Source organism: Micromonospora sp. ATA51, from assembly GCF_016802855.1.
Taxonomy (GTDB): Bacteria; Actinomycetota; Actinomycetes; order Mycobacteriales; family Micromonosporaceae; genus Micromonospora; species Micromonospora sicca.
In genome coordinates this window covers 1-17,322 of record NZ_JAEVHJ010000129.1, presented here as the reverse complement: position 1 = coordinate 17,322, position 17,322 = coordinate 1, and the positions used below count along the sequence as shown (strand labels likewise).

14 protein-coding genes are annotated in these 17,322 nt (G+C 72.4%); 5 read left to right on the top strand and 9 right to left on the bottom strand.

Going from position 1 to position 17,322, the window contains the following annotated elements; genetic code table 11:
• Positions 1-161 precede the first annotated feature (161 nt).
• A complete protein-coding gene (locus JNW87_RS20235) occupies positions 162-1,115 on the bottom strand; it encodes an ornithine cyclodeaminase family protein (RefSeq protein WP_109805923.1) in 954 nt (317 codons plus the stop codon).
• A gap of 447 nt (positions 1,116-1,562) precedes the next feature.
• Between JNW87_RS20235 and JNW87_RS20230 the strand changes: the two genes are divergently transcribed.
• On the top strand, positions 1,563-3,116 hold the full coding sequence (locus JNW87_RS20230; RefSeq protein ID WP_109805922.1) for a GH25 family lysozyme: 1,554 nt from the start codon (positions 1,563-1,565) through the stop codon (positions 3,114-3,116).
• 102 nt (positions 3,117-3,218) lie between these two features.
• Positions 3,219-3,962, top strand: coding sequence for an N-acetyltransferase (locus JNW87_RS20225; RefSeq protein WP_236648728.1), 744 nt, complete (start codon positions 3,219-3,221; stop codon positions 3,960-3,962).
• A gap of 20 nt (positions 3,963-3,982) precedes the next feature.
• Here the strand turns inward: JNW87_RS20225 and JNW87_RS20220 are convergent, their stop codons facing one another.
• From JNW87_RS20220 to JNW87_RS20210, 3 genes are all read right to left on the bottom strand, one after another.
• Complete coding sequence (locus JNW87_RS20220) at positions 3,983-4,315, bottom strand: nuclear transport factor 2 family protein (RefSeq protein WP_161558022.1); 333 nt, start codon at positions 4,313-4,315, stop codon at positions 3,983-3,985.
• A gap of 100 nt (positions 4,316-4,415) precedes the next feature.
• Entirely contained in the window at positions 4,416-6,809 is a 2,394-nt protein-coding gene (locus JNW87_RS20215; protein ID WP_255420268.1) for a glycoside hydrolase family 65 protein, read from the bottom strand.
• Between the two features lie 134 nt (positions 6,810-6,943).
• Positions 6,944-7,834: a LysR family transcriptional regulator gene (locus tag JNW87_RS20210; RefSeq protein ID WP_109805919.1), complete on the bottom strand. Its 891-nt coding sequence runs from the start codon at positions 7,832-7,834 to the stop codon at positions 6,944-6,946.
• Between the two features lie 69 nt (positions 7,835-7,903).
• Here JNW87_RS20210 and JNW87_RS20205 point away from each other — a divergent pair, with 69 nt between their 5' ends.
• Positions 7,904-8,845: a threonine/serine dehydratase gene (locus JNW87_RS20205; RefSeq protein WP_109805918.1), complete on the top strand. Its 942-nt coding sequence runs from the start codon at positions 7,904-7,906 to the stop codon at positions 8,843-8,845.
• 78 nt (positions 8,846-8,923) lie between these two features.
• Positions 8,924-9,592: a spermidine synthase gene (locus JNW87_RS20200; RefSeq protein WP_236648726.1), complete on the top strand. Its 669-nt coding sequence runs from the start codon at positions 8,924-8,926 to the stop codon at positions 9,590-9,592.
• Between the two features lie 31 nt (positions 9,593-9,623).
• Here the strand turns inward: JNW87_RS20200 and JNW87_RS20195 are convergent, their stop codons facing one another.
• Both JNW87_RS20195 and JNW87_RS20190 read right to left on the bottom strand, forming a co-directional pair.
• The gene (locus JNW87_RS20195; RefSeq protein ID WP_146231319.1) at positions 9,624-11,849 is read right to left on the bottom strand and encodes a hypothetical protein; all 2,226 of its coding nucleotides are present in this window, start codon (positions 11,847-11,849) and stop codon (positions 9,624-9,626) included.
• 116 nt (positions 11,850-11,965) lie between these two features.
• On the bottom strand, positions 11,966-13,606 hold the full coding sequence (locus tag JNW87_RS20190) for an ATP-dependent DNA helicase RecQ (protein ID WP_109805916.1): 1,641 nt from the start codon (positions 13,604-13,606) through the stop codon (positions 11,966-11,968).
• 117 nt (positions 13,607-13,723) lie between these two features.
• Here JNW87_RS20190 and JNW87_RS20185 point away from each other — a divergent pair, with 117 nt between their 5' ends.
• The gene (locus tag JNW87_RS20185; protein ID WP_146231318.1) at positions 13,724-14,464 is read left to right on the top strand and encodes a hypothetical protein; all 741 of its coding nucleotides are present in this window, start codon (positions 13,724-13,726) and stop codon (positions 14,462-14,464) included.
• Between the two features lie 248 nt (positions 14,465-14,712).
• Here JNW87_RS20185 and JNW87_RS20180 read toward each other — a convergent pair whose 3' ends face one another.
• From JNW87_RS20180 to JNW87_RS20175, 3 genes are all read right to left on the bottom strand, one after another.
• Positions 14,713-15,414, bottom strand: a complete 702-nt coding sequence (locus tag JNW87_RS20180; protein WP_109805914.1) for a cellulose binding domain-containing protein — start codon at positions 15,412-15,414, stop codon at positions 14,713-14,715.
• A 337-nt stretch (positions 15,415-15,751) separates the two neighbouring features.
• The gene (locus JNW87_RS39645) at positions 15,752-15,910 is read right to left on the bottom strand and encodes a sensor histidine kinase (RefSeq protein WP_368666299.1); all 159 of its coding nucleotides are present in this window, start codon (positions 15,908-15,910) and stop codon (positions 15,752-15,754) included.
• A gap of 132 nt (positions 15,911-16,042) precedes the next feature.
• Positions 16,043-17,322 (bottom strand): helix-turn-helix transcriptional regulator (locus JNW87_RS20175; protein ID WP_238454204.1); only part of this gene is annotated, 1,280 nt, incomplete at its 5' end.

The window sequence follows — 17,322 nt, the reverse complement described above, 5'->3', positions numbered from 1 at the left end:
CCCGGGTGCCGGACGTTGGGCTGTATGACACGCTCAAGCGGCTCCGACGCCCTCGGCAGGCCGATGGATTCGACCGGCTGTACGAAGTCCGGTTCGACGACAGGGGCGGGTTCCAGGTCGAGCCGATGGCAGGCTGAGGGGTGACACCGCACCTCGCCGTATCAAGGGGCACCGTCGTGCGCGGTGACGTAGCTGCGGTAGATCTCGGCGCCGACGACGAGGTCCTGCCACGGCATGCCGGTCCCCTTGAACAGCCTGGGTCCACCGGTGGACAGCTGCGCGCTGCCGGTCACGACGTCGCGCAGCGCGTACAGGTCCTCCTCGCGCACGACGCCGGCGGCCAGGGGGATCACGACGTCGCCCGCCTCGCGTAACGCGCTGGCGCGGGATTCGACGACGACGCTCGCGCGGTTGACGAGCCGGTCGTCGACCTCACGCATGCGCGGGGAGTGTGAGCCGATCGCGACGACAACGGCGTCCGCCTTGACCAGAGTGCCGTCGAAGAGCGGCGCCGGTGCACTCGTGCAGCAACAGATGATGTCCGCCTGCGCCACCGCCGCTGCGGACGCGTCGGGGCCGGACACCCGTACCGGGACGCCGGTGTCGGCGAGGTGCGCGGCGAGACGGTCGCGGCGTGCGCTGTCGCGTCCCACGAGCGAGACCTCGCTGATCTCGTGCAGCGCGAGCATCGCCTCCGCGTGGCCGCGCGCCTGCGGTCCGGTACCGAACACCGTGAGCCGGAGCGGGCCGGCCCCCTTGCCGGGCAGGAGGTGTCGTACGGCGAGCGCGGAGACCGCGGGGGTGCGCAGGTTTGTCAGGGCGACACCGTCGATGATGGCGGCCGCACGTTGCTCGGGACCTTCGAAGAGGATGAAGGCGCCCTGGATGAGCGGTAGTCCGTGGCGGGGATTGTCCGGGGTGCTGGAGAGCAGCTTCACGCCCGAGAAGGTTCCCTGGGTGGACGGCATGACGAGCAGTTCGCCGGCCTGGGTGGTCACCCGGGAACGGGGTGTGTCCTGCTCGGGATCGAGGCCGCCGCGGAGGGCGGTCTCCAAGGCGTCGACCGCGTTCCGGATCGGGATCTCCGCGACGTCGTCTCCGGAGATCAGGTGCATCCCGGCAAACCGCCGGACAGGAGGGGCGGAGCGAGTGGGATCCTCGTTGACCTCGTTCATAGCGCCCGACGCTATGTGAAGAACTCGAGGGAGCCGACATTTCCATCCGGTCAGGCTGGTGTCGGCGATCCCGGCCAGCCGAGCGGCAACACTGGGCTGCCCCTCCCGGCCGGCGACCAGCCACCAGCCGGTACCCAGCAGGCGCGACCGCCGTGACCGCCGGCTGGTGTGCGCCTGCCTGATCCGGCTCGCGCTCGAGGGCGGCATCGACGCCTACTGGCGGCGGGTCAAGCCGACGGTCGCCTCGTGCCGGCAGGGCCAGGCGAAGCAGCTGATACTGCGACCGGTCCGCGGACTCAACCATGGACCGTCGGCCGATTCTCTCGCGCCGTGCGCACCGTTACGCTCCGTACGGACGCGTAGCGCCCCTGGTGGTGGAGGCGAACCATGGCACGCAGAAGTCTGGCGGTTCTGCTGGGTGCGGCGTTGGGGCTGGGGGGACTGGTCGGGATTGCCGCGCCGGCACGGGCACTGCCCACGCCCACCGGATACCCGATCAAGGGCGTCGATGTGTCCTATTTCCAGGGGCCCTCGCTCGACTGGGCCGCGTTGGCGGGGGGCGGCGCATCGTTCGCCTACATCCGCGCCAGCGAGCAGGACGGCCAACCGGTGCCGCACAACAATCCTGATCCGTACTACGCCACCAACTACGCCGGCGCCCGAGCCAACGGCCTCTACACCGGGGCGTACCACCGGGCCCGCCCGGATCTCAGCAGCGGCAAGCAGCAGGCCGGCGTCCTGCTCGACTTCGCCCCGTACGTCGCCGATGGACGCACGCTGCCGCCGATGTTGGACCTCGAGTGGCCTCGGGTTGATTGGGGCCTGAACGACTGCTACAACATGACGCCCGCCCAGTTGGTGACGTGGGTCCGCGACTTCGTCACCGAGATCGCCGCACGCACCGGCCGGCAGGCCATGATCTACACCAACACGAACTGGTGGAACCCCTGCACGGCCAGCAACACGACCTTCGCGGCGAACCCGCTGTTCATCGCCAACTACTCGCAGAATCCGCCGCCGCTGCCGGCCGGGTGGTCGTCCTTCGCCATCTGGCAGCACGCCGCGGGCACGTCCATCCCCACCTCAGGTTTCTCCACGCCCGATCTGGACGTCTTCAACGGCGACCACGCGGCGCTGGCTCGCCTGCTCGGCGGTCCGGCGACCGGCCTCCTGGCGACGGTCAACAACCGGTACGTGACCGCGGCGGACGCCGGCACCTCCCCGCTGATCGCCAGCCGGACCGCCATCGGTCCATGGGAGCAGTTCGACCAGGTCGACGCCGGCGGCGGGTTCGTGGCATACCGGTCCCGCGAGAACGGCCGATACGTCACGGCGGAGAATGCCGGTGCCTCCCCGCTCATCGCCAACCGGGCGAAGGTGGGCCCCTGGGAGAAATTCCGGATCATCACCAACGCCGATGGCACGGTCAGCCTCGTCGCCAACGCGAACAACCGCTACGTGACCGCGGAGAAGGCCGGCACCTTGCCGCTCATCGCCAACCGGGCGGCCATCGGCCCCTGGGAGAAATTCAGGTTCGTCGCGCCGCCGGCCCTGGTGCACCTGCTCGCCACCGTGAACCTCCGGTACGTCACGGCCGCGAACGCCGGCAGCTCGCCGCTGATCGCCAACCGGACGGCTGCCGGCAACTGGGAGCAGTTCGACCAGGTCGACGCCGGCGGCGGGTTCGTCGCCTTCCGCGCGCGCGTCAACGGCAGCTACGTCACGGCGGAGAGCGCCGGTGCGTCCGCGTTGATCGCCAACCGGACCGCGATCGGCGCCTGGGAGAAGTTCCGGATCATCACCAACGCCGACGGCACGGTCAGCCTGCTGGCCAACGCGAACAACCGCTACGTGAGCGCGGAGAACGCCGGCGCCTCCCCACTGATCGCCAGTCGGACGGTCGTGGGGTCGTGGGAGAAGTTCTTGCGGCTGACCCGCTGACCTGGAGGGCGGACGAAAGCCCGCGGTGATGGCAACGCGGCCGGTCAAGCCAGGCCGCTAAATCGGGGTGCGGTGCACGGCCAGGCGCTCTAGGTTTCCGCCGTGACGATCGACATCGTGAGCCTGGCGGAGCGGCCGGACCTCGCCCCCCTGCTGCACCGGGACTTCGACGGGGCGTGGCCGCAGTTCATGCTCTGGGACCCGATGGGCGCGGTGTACTACAACGTCGCCCACGACCTCTACCCGGAGTTCGTGTTCGCGGCCGTCGACTCCGCCGAGCCCGGTCGCGCCGTCGCCCGGGCGTACGCCGTGCCGTTGCGCTGGACGGAGCCGGAGCTTCCCGACGGCGGCTGGGACCGGGTGATCCAACGGGCCGCCATCACCCGGCTCACCGGCGCGACCCCGAACATCGTCTCGGCCATCGAGATCTGCATCCGGCCCGACCGGCGCGCCGCCGGGCTCTCCGCCCTGATGCTCGCCGCCATGCGGCAGGCCGTCGCCGAACTCGGCTACGACACCCTGGTCGCCCCGGTCCGCCCGAGCGGCAAGCACACCCGCCCCGAGCTGCCGATGACCGCGTACGCGGCGCAGGTCCGCGAGGACGGCCTGCCCGTCGACCCGTGGCTGCGGGTGCACGTACGGGCGGGCGGGCGCATCGAGCGGGTCGCCACCCGGTCGATGATGATCAGCGGGACGCTCGCCGAGTGGCGCTCCTGGACCGGCCTGCCGTTCGACGCCAGCGGGCCGGTGCTCGTACCAGGAGCCCTGTTGCCGGTGCACTGCGACGTAGCGCACGACCACGCCGTCTACGTCGAACCCAACGTCTGGGTCCGCCACCGGCTGTAGGCGAGGCCGGGACGGCTGCCCTACGGCCGGATGTCCAGGGCGCCGATCAGCCCGTCGCGCAGCGTGAACCGGTGGCGCAGTCGGACCGGGCTGCCCGGAAACGTGCCCGTGACCAGCGTCGTGACGACCAGGTTGCCACCGGCCTCTTCCTCGACGGCCTCCGGTATGGCCTTGTAGTCGAACTCGGCCGCGGTCCGCTCGCGCCAGGCCCGGATCGCCGCCGGGCCCTCGTAGGTCCGGTCCTCGTCGGCGACGATCGCGTCGTCGGTGAAGCAGCCGACGAAGGCGTCGACGTCGGGCTCGGCCGTCAACTGGTAGTAGCGGACGATCACGTCGGGAACGGTTTGGGTCATGTCGCTCTCCTCGCGTGTCGCCGCCCGCTTACCCGACGAGACACCGGTCATTCCCGCCGTCGCCGGCGCCGGCCGGCGAGAGCTTGAGCGTGCGCGGCGGTCACGCTGCCGCCCCGGGCGGAGGGTCCAGCTCGACGGTGACGGTCGAGCCGGGAGCGAGCGAAAACGACCTGCCCCAAACGGCCACCTGGACGGGCTGGTCCGCTCCGGGGGCGGCGCAGATCTGCAACCGCTCGTGATCCACGTGCAGGGAAATCAGCTGGTTCTGATAACGGATCACGCAGTCGAGCCCATCGAGCCCGTCGGGCAGCAGCGGGTTGAGCCGGAGCATGTCGCCGCGGACCTCCAGTCCGGTGTAGCACCGTTGCAGGATGTCCAGCGTTCCGGCGGTGGCGCCGAGATGTATGCCGTTCCGCGTCGAGCTGTGCTCCGGATCCGCGAGATCGGTGCCGAGCGCGGTCAGCAGCATCTCGAAGGATTGACGACGGTCCGTCCGGGCCAGCACCCACGCGTGCGCGACCCGGCTCAGGGTGGATCCGTGTGCCGTGCGGGACAGGTAGTAGTCGACGGTGGCGGGGATCCGGGCCGGATCGAACTCGTAGCCGAGGCCCCGCACCAGCCCGGCGAGTTCGCCGGCGCTGAACAAGTAGAGCAGCATGAGCACGTCGGCCTGCTTGGAGATCTTGTAGCGGTTCGGGTCCTTGCCCTCGGCCTGCAGCATCGACCCCAGCAGCCGCAGGTCGCCGTACCGCCGCCGGTACCGGTCCCAGTCCAGTTCCGCCAGATCGCCGTACCCTTCGAACTGGGCGAGGATCCCGTCGTCGAGGAAGGCCAGCCGTAGTCGGCGCGCGATGTATCGCCACCGGCGGCATTCGTCGTCCGTCGCGGCGACGTCGGGCCAGGGCATCATGCCGGGATGCCGGCTGAGGATCGCGGTGGCCTCGTCGGCGCGGCCGAGCACCCAGGCGACCATCACGTTGATGTACGCCGAGTTGTCCAGGCCCTGGCCGGGCCGGCCCGGGTACCCGTCGTGGTACTCGTCGGGTCCCATCACGCCGCGGATGTCGTACCGGTCGTCGGACGGCCGGTAGGTGGCCAGTCCGGCCCAGAGCCGCGCCGTCTCGGTCAGCAGTTCCAGCCCGCACCCGGCGAGGAAGGACAGGTCACCGGTCGTCTCCCAGTACCGCCACACGCAGTAGGCCACGGCCAGGTTGACGTGCTGCTGCCGGCCGGTGTAGTCGTCCACCGACTGTCCGGTCACGGGGGATGGCGAACAGTCGGGGCTCTCATCCCGGCCGCTGTCACCGCTCTGCCAGGGAAACAGCGCACCTGCCATGCCCGCCGCGGCCGCCTGCCGCCGCGCCGCGGTCAGCCGCCGGTGCCGGTACTTCAGCAGGGCCCGGGTCAGCTCCGGGAACCGCAGATTGAGGTACGGGTAGACGAACAGCTCGTCCCAGAAGATGTGTCCGTGGTAGCCCTCGCCGTGCAGCCCTCGCGCGGGCACGCCCGCGTCCAGATCGAGGGTGTGCGGCGACAGCGTCTGCAACAGATGGAAAGTCTGCACCCGTACCGACAACTGCCAGGCGTGCTCCTCGCCGACATCGAGCCGGAAACGCTCCCACAGGCGGGCCCAGGCGGCGGCGTGCTCGGCCAGCAAGGTGCCGAACGTCCCGGCGTAGCGCAGCTCTTCGAGTGCGGCCGTCAACGGTTCGGACACCGCCAGGTCCTGGGTGGAGAACACCGCAACGGTCTTCTCCACGCAGACCGGTTCGCCGGGCGTCACGTCGATCCCGATGATCTGACTCACGTCGTCCGGCTCGTGGACGGCGGCCGGCCTGCTGTGGGCGACGCTGGTGTCGGTGATTCTGGTGCGCGCGGTGACGGCCACCTGGTGCCGTGCGCAGGTGGTCACCGCCGTCAACCAGATGGTCTCCCCGTCGTCCTCGCCGGTGGCCACGTCGGTGAGGTGCCGGCCGCAACCGCCCGCTTCCGCCGGCGCGTTCGCGTTGACCACCCGACCGTCGATGCCCGACCTGATCTCCAACCGGCCCGACCAGTTCTCCGCGACGATGCTCGTCTCCAGCGCCGCCAGATGGGGATTCGCCATCGACACCAGTCGTCGCTGGCGGATCCGGGTCCGCCGCTGGTCCCGGTCGACCACGAGCAGTTCCCGGCGGTACAGCCCGCACCGCAGATCCAGCGCCCGGTGCTCGTGCACGCGGTGCCCCTGCCCCGGTGCGAGCCAGTCCCCGCCGGCGGGACGGAACGTCAACGGCAGCCAGTTCGGCAGGTTGACGATGCTCTCCGTGCCGTCCGGCAGGCCGGTGCCGGAGAGCCGGTTGTGGAAACCGGCCAGGTAGGTGCCGGGATAGTGGACCCCGTCGGCCCAGGCCTCTGGAGCCGCCCCCCGGGTGGCCAGGTACCCGTTGCCCAGGGTCAGCATCGTCTCTCGCGTACCTTCACCTGGTCCGTCACCGTTCCGGTACGCCAACACCCAGCCGCCCGGCAGACTCTCGGTGCACAGCTCACACCCAGGGTCCACGTCCGCCGGCACCCGGTACTCCTCTCCCACGGCGCGCTGCCCTTTCCCCGGCTCGGGCTCGCCAAACTCGAGGAGGGGGTGGCCGGTCAGGCGACGCCCTGGAGACGGGCGACCATGTCGGAGACGGGTGGCCGTGGGCGCGGGCGGTGCACGAGGAAGATGTCGCGGGCGATCGGCTGGTCGAGGTCGCGGACGACGTAGTCACCCGGTTCGGCGGAGCGCAGGGTGGTGCCCGGGACGACGGCGACGCCGATGCCGGCGCTGACGAGGGCGAGGGTGACCGCGTAGTCCCGGGTCTCGTAGGACACGCGCAGCTCCACGCCGGCCCGTCGGGCCGTCCCGTCCAGGGCCACCCGGTTGGGCACCCCGGGCCCGCCGGAGATCCACTCGTCGGTGGCGAGCCCGGCCAACGTCAGCCGGTCGGTGCCGGCGTGGCGGTGGCCGGTGGGCAGCACGAGCCGCAGCGGGTCGGCCATCAGGTGCGCCCGGTGCAGGCCGGTGGCGGGCGGCAGCGGCACGTCGGGGTAGCGATGCGTGATCAGCAGATCGAGGTCGCCGGAGGTGACCAGGCCGTACCCGTCGGGCGGCTCGATGTCCAGCAGGGTGAGGCGCACCTGCGGGTGGGCGCGGCGGAACGTGGCCAGTGCGGTGGGGACGAGCGCCTTACCGGCGCTGGCGAACGTGCCGACGGACAGGTGCTCACGGGGCAGCCGGCGGGCGCCCCGGACGGCCTCTTCGGCGTCGTGGAGAGCGCCGAGGACACGTTCCCCGTGCCGGACCAGCAGCTCGCCGGTCGCGGTCGGCCGTACCCCGCCGGGTCCGCGGTCGACGAGGCGATCGCCGACCTCCCGTTCCAGCTTCGCCAGTTGCTGGGACAGGGCCGAGGCGGTGAACCCCATGCGCTTGGCCGCCGCCGCGATCGAGCCGGCGTGGACGACCTCGACGAGGACTCGCAGCCGCTCCACGTCCAGTCCCATTAGCGTTCCTTACTTCCCGTTAGCAAGTCCCGCTCCAGCTTATGGGCCGAGGACGGGCAGAGTAGGAGCATGATCCGACACGCACAGATCGGGGCGGCGACACTGCCGGCGGCCGAGGACGTCCGACGGGCCGCCGAGCGGATCGCGCCGCACATCCGGCGTACGCCCGTACTGGAAGCGGACGTGGACGGCCGCCGGCTGACGCTGAAGCTGGAACACCTGCAACTCACCGGCTCGTTCAAGGTCCGCGGCGCGCTGAACGCGCTGCTGAGCGGGCCGGGCACCGGCCGGGTGGTGATCGCCTCGGGCGGCAACCACGGGCTCGGCGTGGGCGCCGGCGCCCGGCTGCTCGGCGTCCGGGCCACGATCTACGTGCCGCAGACGGTGCCACCGGCCAAGCAACGGCGCATCGCCGCGACCGGTGCCGACGTGGTCCGGCACGGCCGGTCGTACGCCGAGGCCGAACTCGCCGCCCGGACGTACGCCGCCGAGCAGGGACTGCGTTACCTGCCCGCGTACGACGACCCCGACGTCGTGGCCGGGCAGGGCACGGTGGGCCTGGAGATCGTGGACCAGGCGCCGGACTGCGACACCGTGGCGGTTGCCGTCGGCGGCGGCGGGCTGATCGCCGGGGTGAGCCTGGCGGTCGGGGCGCGCGCCGTCGTCGGTGTGGAGCCGGCCGGGTGTGCCAGCCTGCACGCCGCGGTGGCCGCCGGACAGCCGGTCGACAGCCCGGTCGACTCGGTGGCCGCGTCCGCGCTCGGCGCGAGCCGGGTCGGGCGGATCCCGTACGCGATCCTCGGGGCGACCGCCCCGCAGCTGGCCCTCGTCGACGATCGCCAGATCATCGCCGCTCGTGATCGGCTCTGGGAGGAGTTCCGGCTGGCCGTGGAACCGGCCGGCGCCGCCGCGTTCGCGGCCTGGCTGGCCGGCCAGGTCCCCGGCGACCACGCCTGCCTGGTCGTCTGCGGGGCCAACGCCGACTGGTCCCCGACCGGCGAGAGCCGGTGAACGGGCAGCCCGCCCGCCGGCAGGCCGGCCTCTGGAATATCGCGGGCTCGGGAGAGCCCGGTGCCATAGATTGGCCTGGTGAACGAGGCGGTTACCGTAGTCGAGCGGGTGGTGACCGACCGGGGTGAGCTGGTGCTTCGACAATCCGGCGGGCACTTCGAGATCGTCGACAACGGCGTGTTCCTGATGGACACCCGGGCCGGAGCGTCGGAGCGGCTGCTCGTGCGCGAGGCGCTCAACCTGGTACGGCCCGGGGCGCGGGTGCTGATCGGCGGACTGGGGGTGGGCTTCTCGCTGGCCGAGGCCGCGGCCTCCAGTGTGCCCGCGGAGATCGTGGTGGTGGAGATCGAGGAGACGCTCATCGACTGGCACCGCCACCGTCTGGCCGCCTACAGCGGAGGGGCGCTCGACGACGCCCGGGTGCGGATCGTGAACGAGGACCTCCTGGCCTGGCTTCGTACCACCCGGGAGGTCTTCGACGCCATCTGCCTCGACATCGACAACGGCCCCGACTGGACCGTCTTCCAGCCCAACGTCGCGCTGTACGACGACGCGGGCACCGCCCTGCTGCGCGACCGGCTCGCAGCCGACGGCGTGCTGGCCGTCTGGAGCGCCTCGGCCGCGCCGGCGTACGCCGCCCGGCTCGAGGCGGTCATCGGTCCGGTCGACACCCACCTCGTCGAGGTGCCGCGCGGCGAGCCGGACGCCGTCTACGTGGCGCGCCGTGCGGCCCCCGGCAATCCGTGATTCCTGAAGGCCCTACCGGTTCAGGTCCCAGTCAGGTCGCCCGCAGTCGCGCCACCAGGTCGCGGACGGCGGCCTCGAAGTCGTCGTCGGGGCCGAACCGGTGTCCCTGGACCGGTGGCGGCACGGTGTCGTCCGGCGGGGCCGGCAACCCGTGCGGGTCACGCAGCCGCCGATCCACGATGTTCGCCGGATCAGCCGGGTCGGTCGGCCTCCCGGCGATCGAGCGGCCCGGGTCCGGGGCGAAGATCCAACCACCGATCGGGTCGGTGTCCCGCCACAGGTTGAGCCAGCGCCAGCTCACCCGGTCGCCGATGTCGCACAGCGTGGCGTGGCCCAGGTGCGCGGGGAAGAGCCTGCTGTAGAGGCGGCGCGCCGGAGAGGCATGGGTCAGCAGCGCGATCCGGTCGAGGCAGGCGGGCTGCAGTTGCAGCACGGTCGCCGCCGCCAGGACCGCGCCGTGGCTGTGCCCGGAGAGGACCAGGGTTCCGTCGTGGCTGGTCAGGTGCCGGATCCGTCGGGTGAGCTCCGGTACGGCGCGTTCGGAATAGCAGGGCGGGGCGAGTGGGTGGGCGGCGCGCGGCCAGAACGTGGCCACGTCCCACAGCACTCCGACGAAGCGGGTACGCGCGCTCGGCTTGTGGGTCAGCAGCGCGGCGACCGCCATCGCGATGGCGAAGAGCCCGGCCAGGTTGGTGCCCAGGTGGCTGATGAACACCGTCGCTCGGGCCAGCGACTCTCCCCCGATGCGGAGGCTCAGATCGCGCGGCCCGATGCCCGCAAGCGACAGTCCCGCGGAGCCGAGGATCAGCACGAAGATGACCGCGTACGCGGCGGGCAGTGGCCAACTCCGGTCGGTGAGCTGCGCCTGGGCGATGGCGTTGCACACCGTGCGGACCCGCGGGTGCGATTTCGGCGGGGCGTCCGGGAAGTCGCGGCGCAGGATCTCCATCGCCACCCGCCGCCGGTGCCTCCTGGTCAGCAGGCTGCGCAGGAGGGCGGCGACCACGGTCACCAGCAGGGCCACGAAGAAGCCCATCGCGGCCCACCGGTAGGCCAGCGGCGGTAGCAGCGGTGGGACCCCGGCCGGCAGCAGGCGGCGCGGTGTCGGGTTGACGTCCCGGTCGAGATAGTCGGAGGCCGTGTAGACGAGGGCGGACGCGAACGCCACCCCGAGGCCGATGGCGAAGGTGATGACCACGGGGGCGCCCAGGCCGCCGAGGAACGTCGCGGTCCTCGTCCGCCTCGGCCGGCGGACCACGACCGCGCTGAGGATGAGCAGCAGCACGACCTGGCTCACGTAGAGCCAGGCGACCAGGGAGCCGTAGCCGGGCAACTCGGCCCCCGGGATCCACCGGGACCGGGGCAGGGCGGCGTAACCGAGGGTCAGCGCGGTGACCACCAGCATGGCCACCAGCACGGTACGACTGGCCAGTCCGAGCCGCCGGTCGTGCGGGTGGCCGGGCCGGGCCGGGCGGCAGAGCAACGCCGTGGCGGCGACCATGACGGCGACGGTGAGGGCGACCAGGCCGTAGCCGGCCCCCCGGTTGTCATGCGGGGCGATCACGCTGAGCAGGACGACGTCGACGGCGCCCAGGGCGATCGCGACGTGCAGTTCGCGCAGCCGGCGCAGGAGGATCCGGTTGTCCCAGAAGTCGTGGTCGTCGAGCCGGAACGCGCCGAGACCAGCCGGCGCGGCTGTGGCAGAGGCGTCCTCGGACAGCCGCCACGACCGCGCGCCGAGCCACCAGACGACCGCGACGGCGGCGATCGGCACCAGGGCGGCCAGCGCCACGCGCTGACCCGGCTGCACGTCGGCGATCCAGGAGATCGGCCAGCGGCCGTCGGTGCACCGGGGGTCGGCGGCGCACTGCCAGGCGACCAGGTCGATCGCCACGCCGGTCACCGACAGCACGTACATCGCGGTCAGGGTCCCGGCCAGCAGCCGGCAGGCCGCGCGGGCGACCGCCCCGGGGCCGGGCGCGGCCGGCGGCAGCATCCAGATCGCGATGTTGCTCAGCATGAACGGCAGCAGCAGCATCAGGGAGAAGGCCCGGCTGGCCCTGCCGCCGGTCAGGTTGCCCCAGCGGTAGGCCTCGATCAGCACCCCGCCGGGTCCCCGCGGGTCGCCGAAGCCCGCCTTGGGGCGGAAGAATCCTGCGTTCTGGTCGCCCGCCACCCTCGTCGCGATCGGTCGATCGAGGCTCTCCTCCGCGCTGGAGCCGCCGACGCCGGGTACCCGCAACTCCGTCGTTTCCACCGGCACCTGCCGTCCCGTCGTCTGTTCGCCGCGGCCGCTTACCCGTTGCGTCGCGCCCTACGCGGCGTCGGCCGGTCAACCTGCGGCCCGAGGACGCGGACTGCCTGTCCGCGGCTTCAGCCGCGGTTCGCCTCGAGCGCCAGCAGGCCCTGGGCCTGCACGACGGAGACCGACAGGGTCTTGTAGCCCACATCGTCGAAGAGCACGGTCATCCGGTCCTTCTCGTAGCCGAGGACCATGCCTGATCCCCATTTGGCGTGCCGAACGGTGCTGTGCAGTGGGTACGGCCCGTCGCCCGGGATCACCTCGGAGGTGCCGCCGTGGCAGTTGTCGCAGTGCCCACAGGGACGGCTCAGCTGCTCTCCGAAGTAGCCCAGCAGTGACTGCACACGGCAGCCCCGGCTCTCGGCGAAGCGGCGCATCATGTCGGTGCGGGAACGCTGCCCCGCCTGATAGCGGGCGTACTCGGCCAGCGCCTCCCGAGCCGCCTGATCGGGCAGGGGCGCATACCGAGGGACGGTGAGCTCGCCCTTGGCGCCTGTCGCCACCGCACCGACCTGCTCAAGCAGACCGATGTGGCTGGCGACCTTGCGCTGCCCCAGGCCGGTGGCCTTTGCCAGCGCGCTGCGCGTCACCGGGCCATTGTGCAGGACCGCCGCGACCGCTCGCAGCTCTTTCAGTTCAGGCGCGCCGCCGTTGAAGAAACGTTGCAGGGCAACGTCTTCGGCTCGGTAGAGCAGCAACGCCCGGGCCGGCTCACCGTCGCGCCCGGCCCGCCCGATCTCCTGCAGGTAGCTGTCCGGTGAGTCGGGCAGCGCCACATGCGCCACCCAGCGGAGGTTCTGCTTGTCGATGCCCATGCCGAACGCCGACGTGGCGACCATGATCGGCACCCGGTCGGCGAGGAAGTCTTCGTGGCGGCGGTGACGCACCCCGGCCGCCATACCGCCGTGGTATGCCTGTGCGGGAAAACCCGCGTCGGACAGCCGTTCCGCGAGTTCCTCGGCGGCGCGCCTGGTCGGCACATACACGATGCCGGGCGGGTCGGTCTCCTTGAGCAGGGTGAGCAGCCTGCGCCAGCGGTAGTCCTCGCTGGGGCAGTGCGCCGCCGCCACGAAAAGGTTCGGACGGTCCAACCCGGACAGGACCAGCCGCGGCTTGCGCATGCCGAGCCGCGCGGTGATGTCCTCGCGCACCGGCGGCGATGCCGTGGCGGTCAACGCCACGACCGGCGGGCGTCCCAGGCCGCGGATGAGGTGGCCGAGTGTGAGGTAGTCGGGGCGGAAATCATGCCCCCACGACGAGATGCAGTGCGCCTCGTCAACCGCCACCAGCGCCGGACGCAGCGCGCGGACCTCGGCCAGCCGCTCCGGGGAACTGAGCTGCTCCGGCGTGATGAACAGGAATTTCGCGGCACCCGAGCGCAGCTCGGCCAGCGCCGCGGCCTGCTTGCTCGGGCTCTCCGCGGAGCTGATCCGAACAGCGCGCAAAGCAGGATCCGCCCGCTCGTTGAGGTTGCCGATCTGGTCCTGCTGCAATGCCAGCAGCGGGGAGATCACCACCGTGGGGCCGCGCAGCAGCGTGGCGGGAACCTGGTAGACGGCAGACTTTCCGCCCCCGGTTGGCAGCACGACCAGCGTGTCGCGGCCCGCCAGCAGCGCGCGCATCGCGCGCATCTGCGTAGCTCGAAGCTTCTGCCAGCCGAAGTGTCTACGGGCGGCGCGGCGTAGCCGCAGGGAGGGGAATAGAAACATCATCGCCGCGCATGCTAACCAACCGCACTGACGGACATAAGATCATCCCAGGGCCGTCGTACGCCTCCTCCTCGGCCACGGCGTCGGGCCGGACGAGCCGCTGCCCGACCAGATCCGGGCATGCTGACTCCTGCCGCCCTGACCGTGACCGAGCAACGACGGTCGGTATCAGGGGTTTTCATCGTTGTGTTCCATCGGTACGGTGCCCGGATGCGACACGTCGGAACCTTGATCGCCGCGATTGTCATCGGTCCGTTGGCCTGGATCCTTCTCGCCATCGGACAGGGCCGCTCGGTCCAGGCCTTCACCGCGGCGCAGACCAGCGGCGCCTTCAACACGGGTGACTTCGTGCGGACTGCGCTGCTACTGGCAGCGGCGGGAATCCTGCTCGGGCTCATCGCCACCCTACGATTCTCCCCGCTCGGCGCCGTGCTGACCGGGATCGTGTACGCGGGCAGCTATCTCGCCATGATGATGCGCCCGACCTGGCTGCTGCGCCTCCTCGGCCACCAGGGGACCGTGGCCGGCCAGCACGCCGACCTGGCCACCCCGGTGCGGACCGGCACCACGCTGCTGATCGGTGCCGCGATGCTGGTCGCCGTGCTCAGCGTTCAGCGGTGGCGGCGCTGGCCACGACCAGCAGCCGAGGCACCCGAAATGGCAACTCCGGAAAGCTCTTCTTCGCCCGTCGCTCTGGCACCGGACCGCCCGCTCGGTGCCGAAGGGCTCGGCCTGACGGCGGCAGGCCAGACCCAGTGGCCCGACGCGACCACCGAGAACGACACCGGACCGCAGCCGGCCGGCGTCGGTGCCACGCACCGGGCGAACACGCTGCGAAGCAACTCCGAGGCCCGGCGATAATCGGGCAGCCACGCCGCTGCTCGCATGATCGGCCCCGCCCGAGGCGGCCTCGACGCGCACCGGGATGCCATGGAGCACGACGTTGCCGGACAGCGGGTCGACAGCCGTCTCGTCGGTGAGCACATTGCTGTTGACGCCGGCGGGCGCCTGCGCCGAGCTCGAGTCGGCCAACGAGACCTACCAGGACCTCATCCGGCGCACCCGCAGCCCTGCCCGCTGGCGGGTGGGTCGCCGGTGGGTGCCGTACGTCAGGCCGGCAGGCCGGAGCAGGCGGCTCCGTCGATGGTGCAGGCCGTGGGCGTTGAGTTGACCGGCGCCCCGGACACCCGGAAGGTGACCCGGACCGAGCCGGCGCCGGGCACCTCCCCCGTGCTCCCGTCCGGCACGAAGGTCCACGTCGCGCCGGCGCGGGTGGCCCGGGCGCCGGTGACGGAGGTGACCTCGAGCGACTCCCGAGGCAGCGTGACGACCAGGGTCCACCCGGTCACCGCGGTCGGCCCGGCGTTGCTGATCGTCACGCCGGCGCCGTAGCTGAGCAGGGCACGTTCCTCGACGGCGAACGCGGCGCGCAGCGCGGCCGGGCTGGTCGACCCCGTCGCCGCCGGCGACGGCGCGCCCCCCGTCGTCGCAGCGGCCGGACCGGCCGGCGGCGCCTCGGTCGTCGTGCGCGCCGCCGCCGGTGGGCTGGAGGCGGCGGGCCTGGCCTCCATGCTGCGCGTACCGAACTCGGGGATCGTCGGCAGGTCGCCGTCCGGCGGTGGGTCGAGGACGACCGGGGTCAGGCGTTCCGGCGTCCGCAGCACCAGCACGACGGGTACCGCCGTGGCGACCAGCACCGCCAGTGACGCGATCACGGCGGCCCGGGTGAGCCGGGAGCCGCCACCGGCGCCGGCGAGGGCGCGCCGCACGGATCCGGCCACGGCCACGATCTGGTCGAGCACAACGATCACCAGAGTCCGCCGCGGCTGGGGCGGTGATGCCGGCACGAGCTCTGCCCCTTCAGATTCTTCACCGGACACCCGTCCCCGATCCGCCTCGCGGGACCAGACGCAGGTCACAGCGCGCGAAGCCCGGCGAGCATCGCCTGAAGCAGCACGACGGCGTGCTCGGCACCCGGGCACCCGGGCGACCAGGTCGTGCAGCGCCTCCGCCAGCCCGCCGGCGACCACTGACTGCCTCATCTACTGTCCTTTCGCTGCGGCCGGGTCGGGGATGCCGACGCTGTCCGAGCCGGCGGTGCCGGGGCTCGGCGGCAGCGGTCCGCCCCCGGCCCGCCTCGGCAGTCCGTCACAGGTCGTTCGCCTCGGCCAGCGCGGCGACGTCCAGGCCCGGCCCGTCGTCGGTGACCACGACGGCGCACCCCTGCGCTCGGGGTTCGCCGGCCACCCGCACCGTGGTGGTCACCGGCGAGAACACCAGCGCGTTCTCGATCAGCTCGGCCAGCAGGTGGACGACCGTCGTGACGGCGGGCCCGGCGAGCGACCAGGGCCAGTGCGGCGCGACCAGGACCCGGTGGTAGCACGACCGCCAGCGCGGCGAGCCGGGTCCGGGTCCCGTGGTCAGCGGTCCGGGTCCGGCTCACGACGCCGGCCGTTGCGGCCAGGGCTGCCCGGCCGCACCGCGCGACCGGTCGGCCAGGATGGTCCGCAGCAGGGCCAGCAGCTCCGTGCGGTTGGCGCAGTTGAGCCGGGACCGCATCCGCGCGACGTGGTGTTCCACGGTCTTCGCGGAGATGAAGAGCCGGTCGCCGATCTCCCGGTAGGTCAGCCCGGCCAGCACCAGCTCGGCCACCTCCCGCTCCCGGTCGCTGAGCCGGTGCGCCCCGGGGGCGGCGACGGCGTCGGCGGACGCCGGCCGCTGCCCACCCGTGGCCCCGGCCGGTCGGCCCTGGAGCATCCGGGCGCAGTCCAGCAGCATGCTCATCGCCCGCCGGTCCGAAGTGCGGATCGCGGCCTGCCCGGCGAGCCGGGCACCGTCCCAGCACAGCCCCGCGTCGTGCAGCCCGCGGGCGACGGCCTCCACCCGGACCGGGTCGACCTTCCCGCGCAGCACCTCGACCCAGCTGGTGGCAGCCGCGGCGACCACGGCCGCGTACCGGTTGTGGCCCGCGGCGGCGAGCAGGGCGGCCACGTGGCCGTCGGCGGCCGCCGGTTCCTCGGCGAGGATGGCCGCGTGCAACCCGCTCCAGTGCAGCGGGGTGCTCCACAGTGGCGGATCGCCGAGCCGGGCCAGCAGCAGGCGCGCCTCCCGCAGGTACGGTTCCAGCCGGCTCAGGTCACCCAGCCGGGCCCCGGTGACGGCCAGCTCGCCCAGCGGCAGCAGCGTGAACAGATCGACCGGGTGGCGGACCACCGCCTCCAGCGCATGCCCCCACCCGCGCTGGAGGGCGCCGAGGTCGCTGTTGCGCCGGGCGATCCCCATCTCCAGCGCGGAGGCGAAGAGCAGGTCCCTCGACTCGAGCGGGCGACCGCCGCCGGTCACCGTGGCGAGCTGGTCGGCCGCGACGGCCGTACGGCCCCGGACCATGGCGATCCAGGCCTGCAGCAGCCGGTGGCGCCGGACCATCAGCGGCCCGCCGACCCCGCTGGCCGCGGCCCGGTCGAGCACCCGCTCGGCGACGTCCAGCTCGCCGCAGTGCACCCCGGCCAACGCGGCGAGCGCCGCCGGACTGTCCGGCAGGAGCACCCCCCGCCCGGCCGGCTCCAGCAGGGCGGCGGCCTGCACGAGGGTGGAGAGCGCGGCGGTGGGTGGCCCGGCGACGCTGTCCCGGACCCCCTCGGCCATCAACCGGGCCGCGCTGGCGTGCAGGGTGGGTGGCTCCCCCGCGGGGTCGGTGCCGCGCGCGTCCGCCGCGTCGG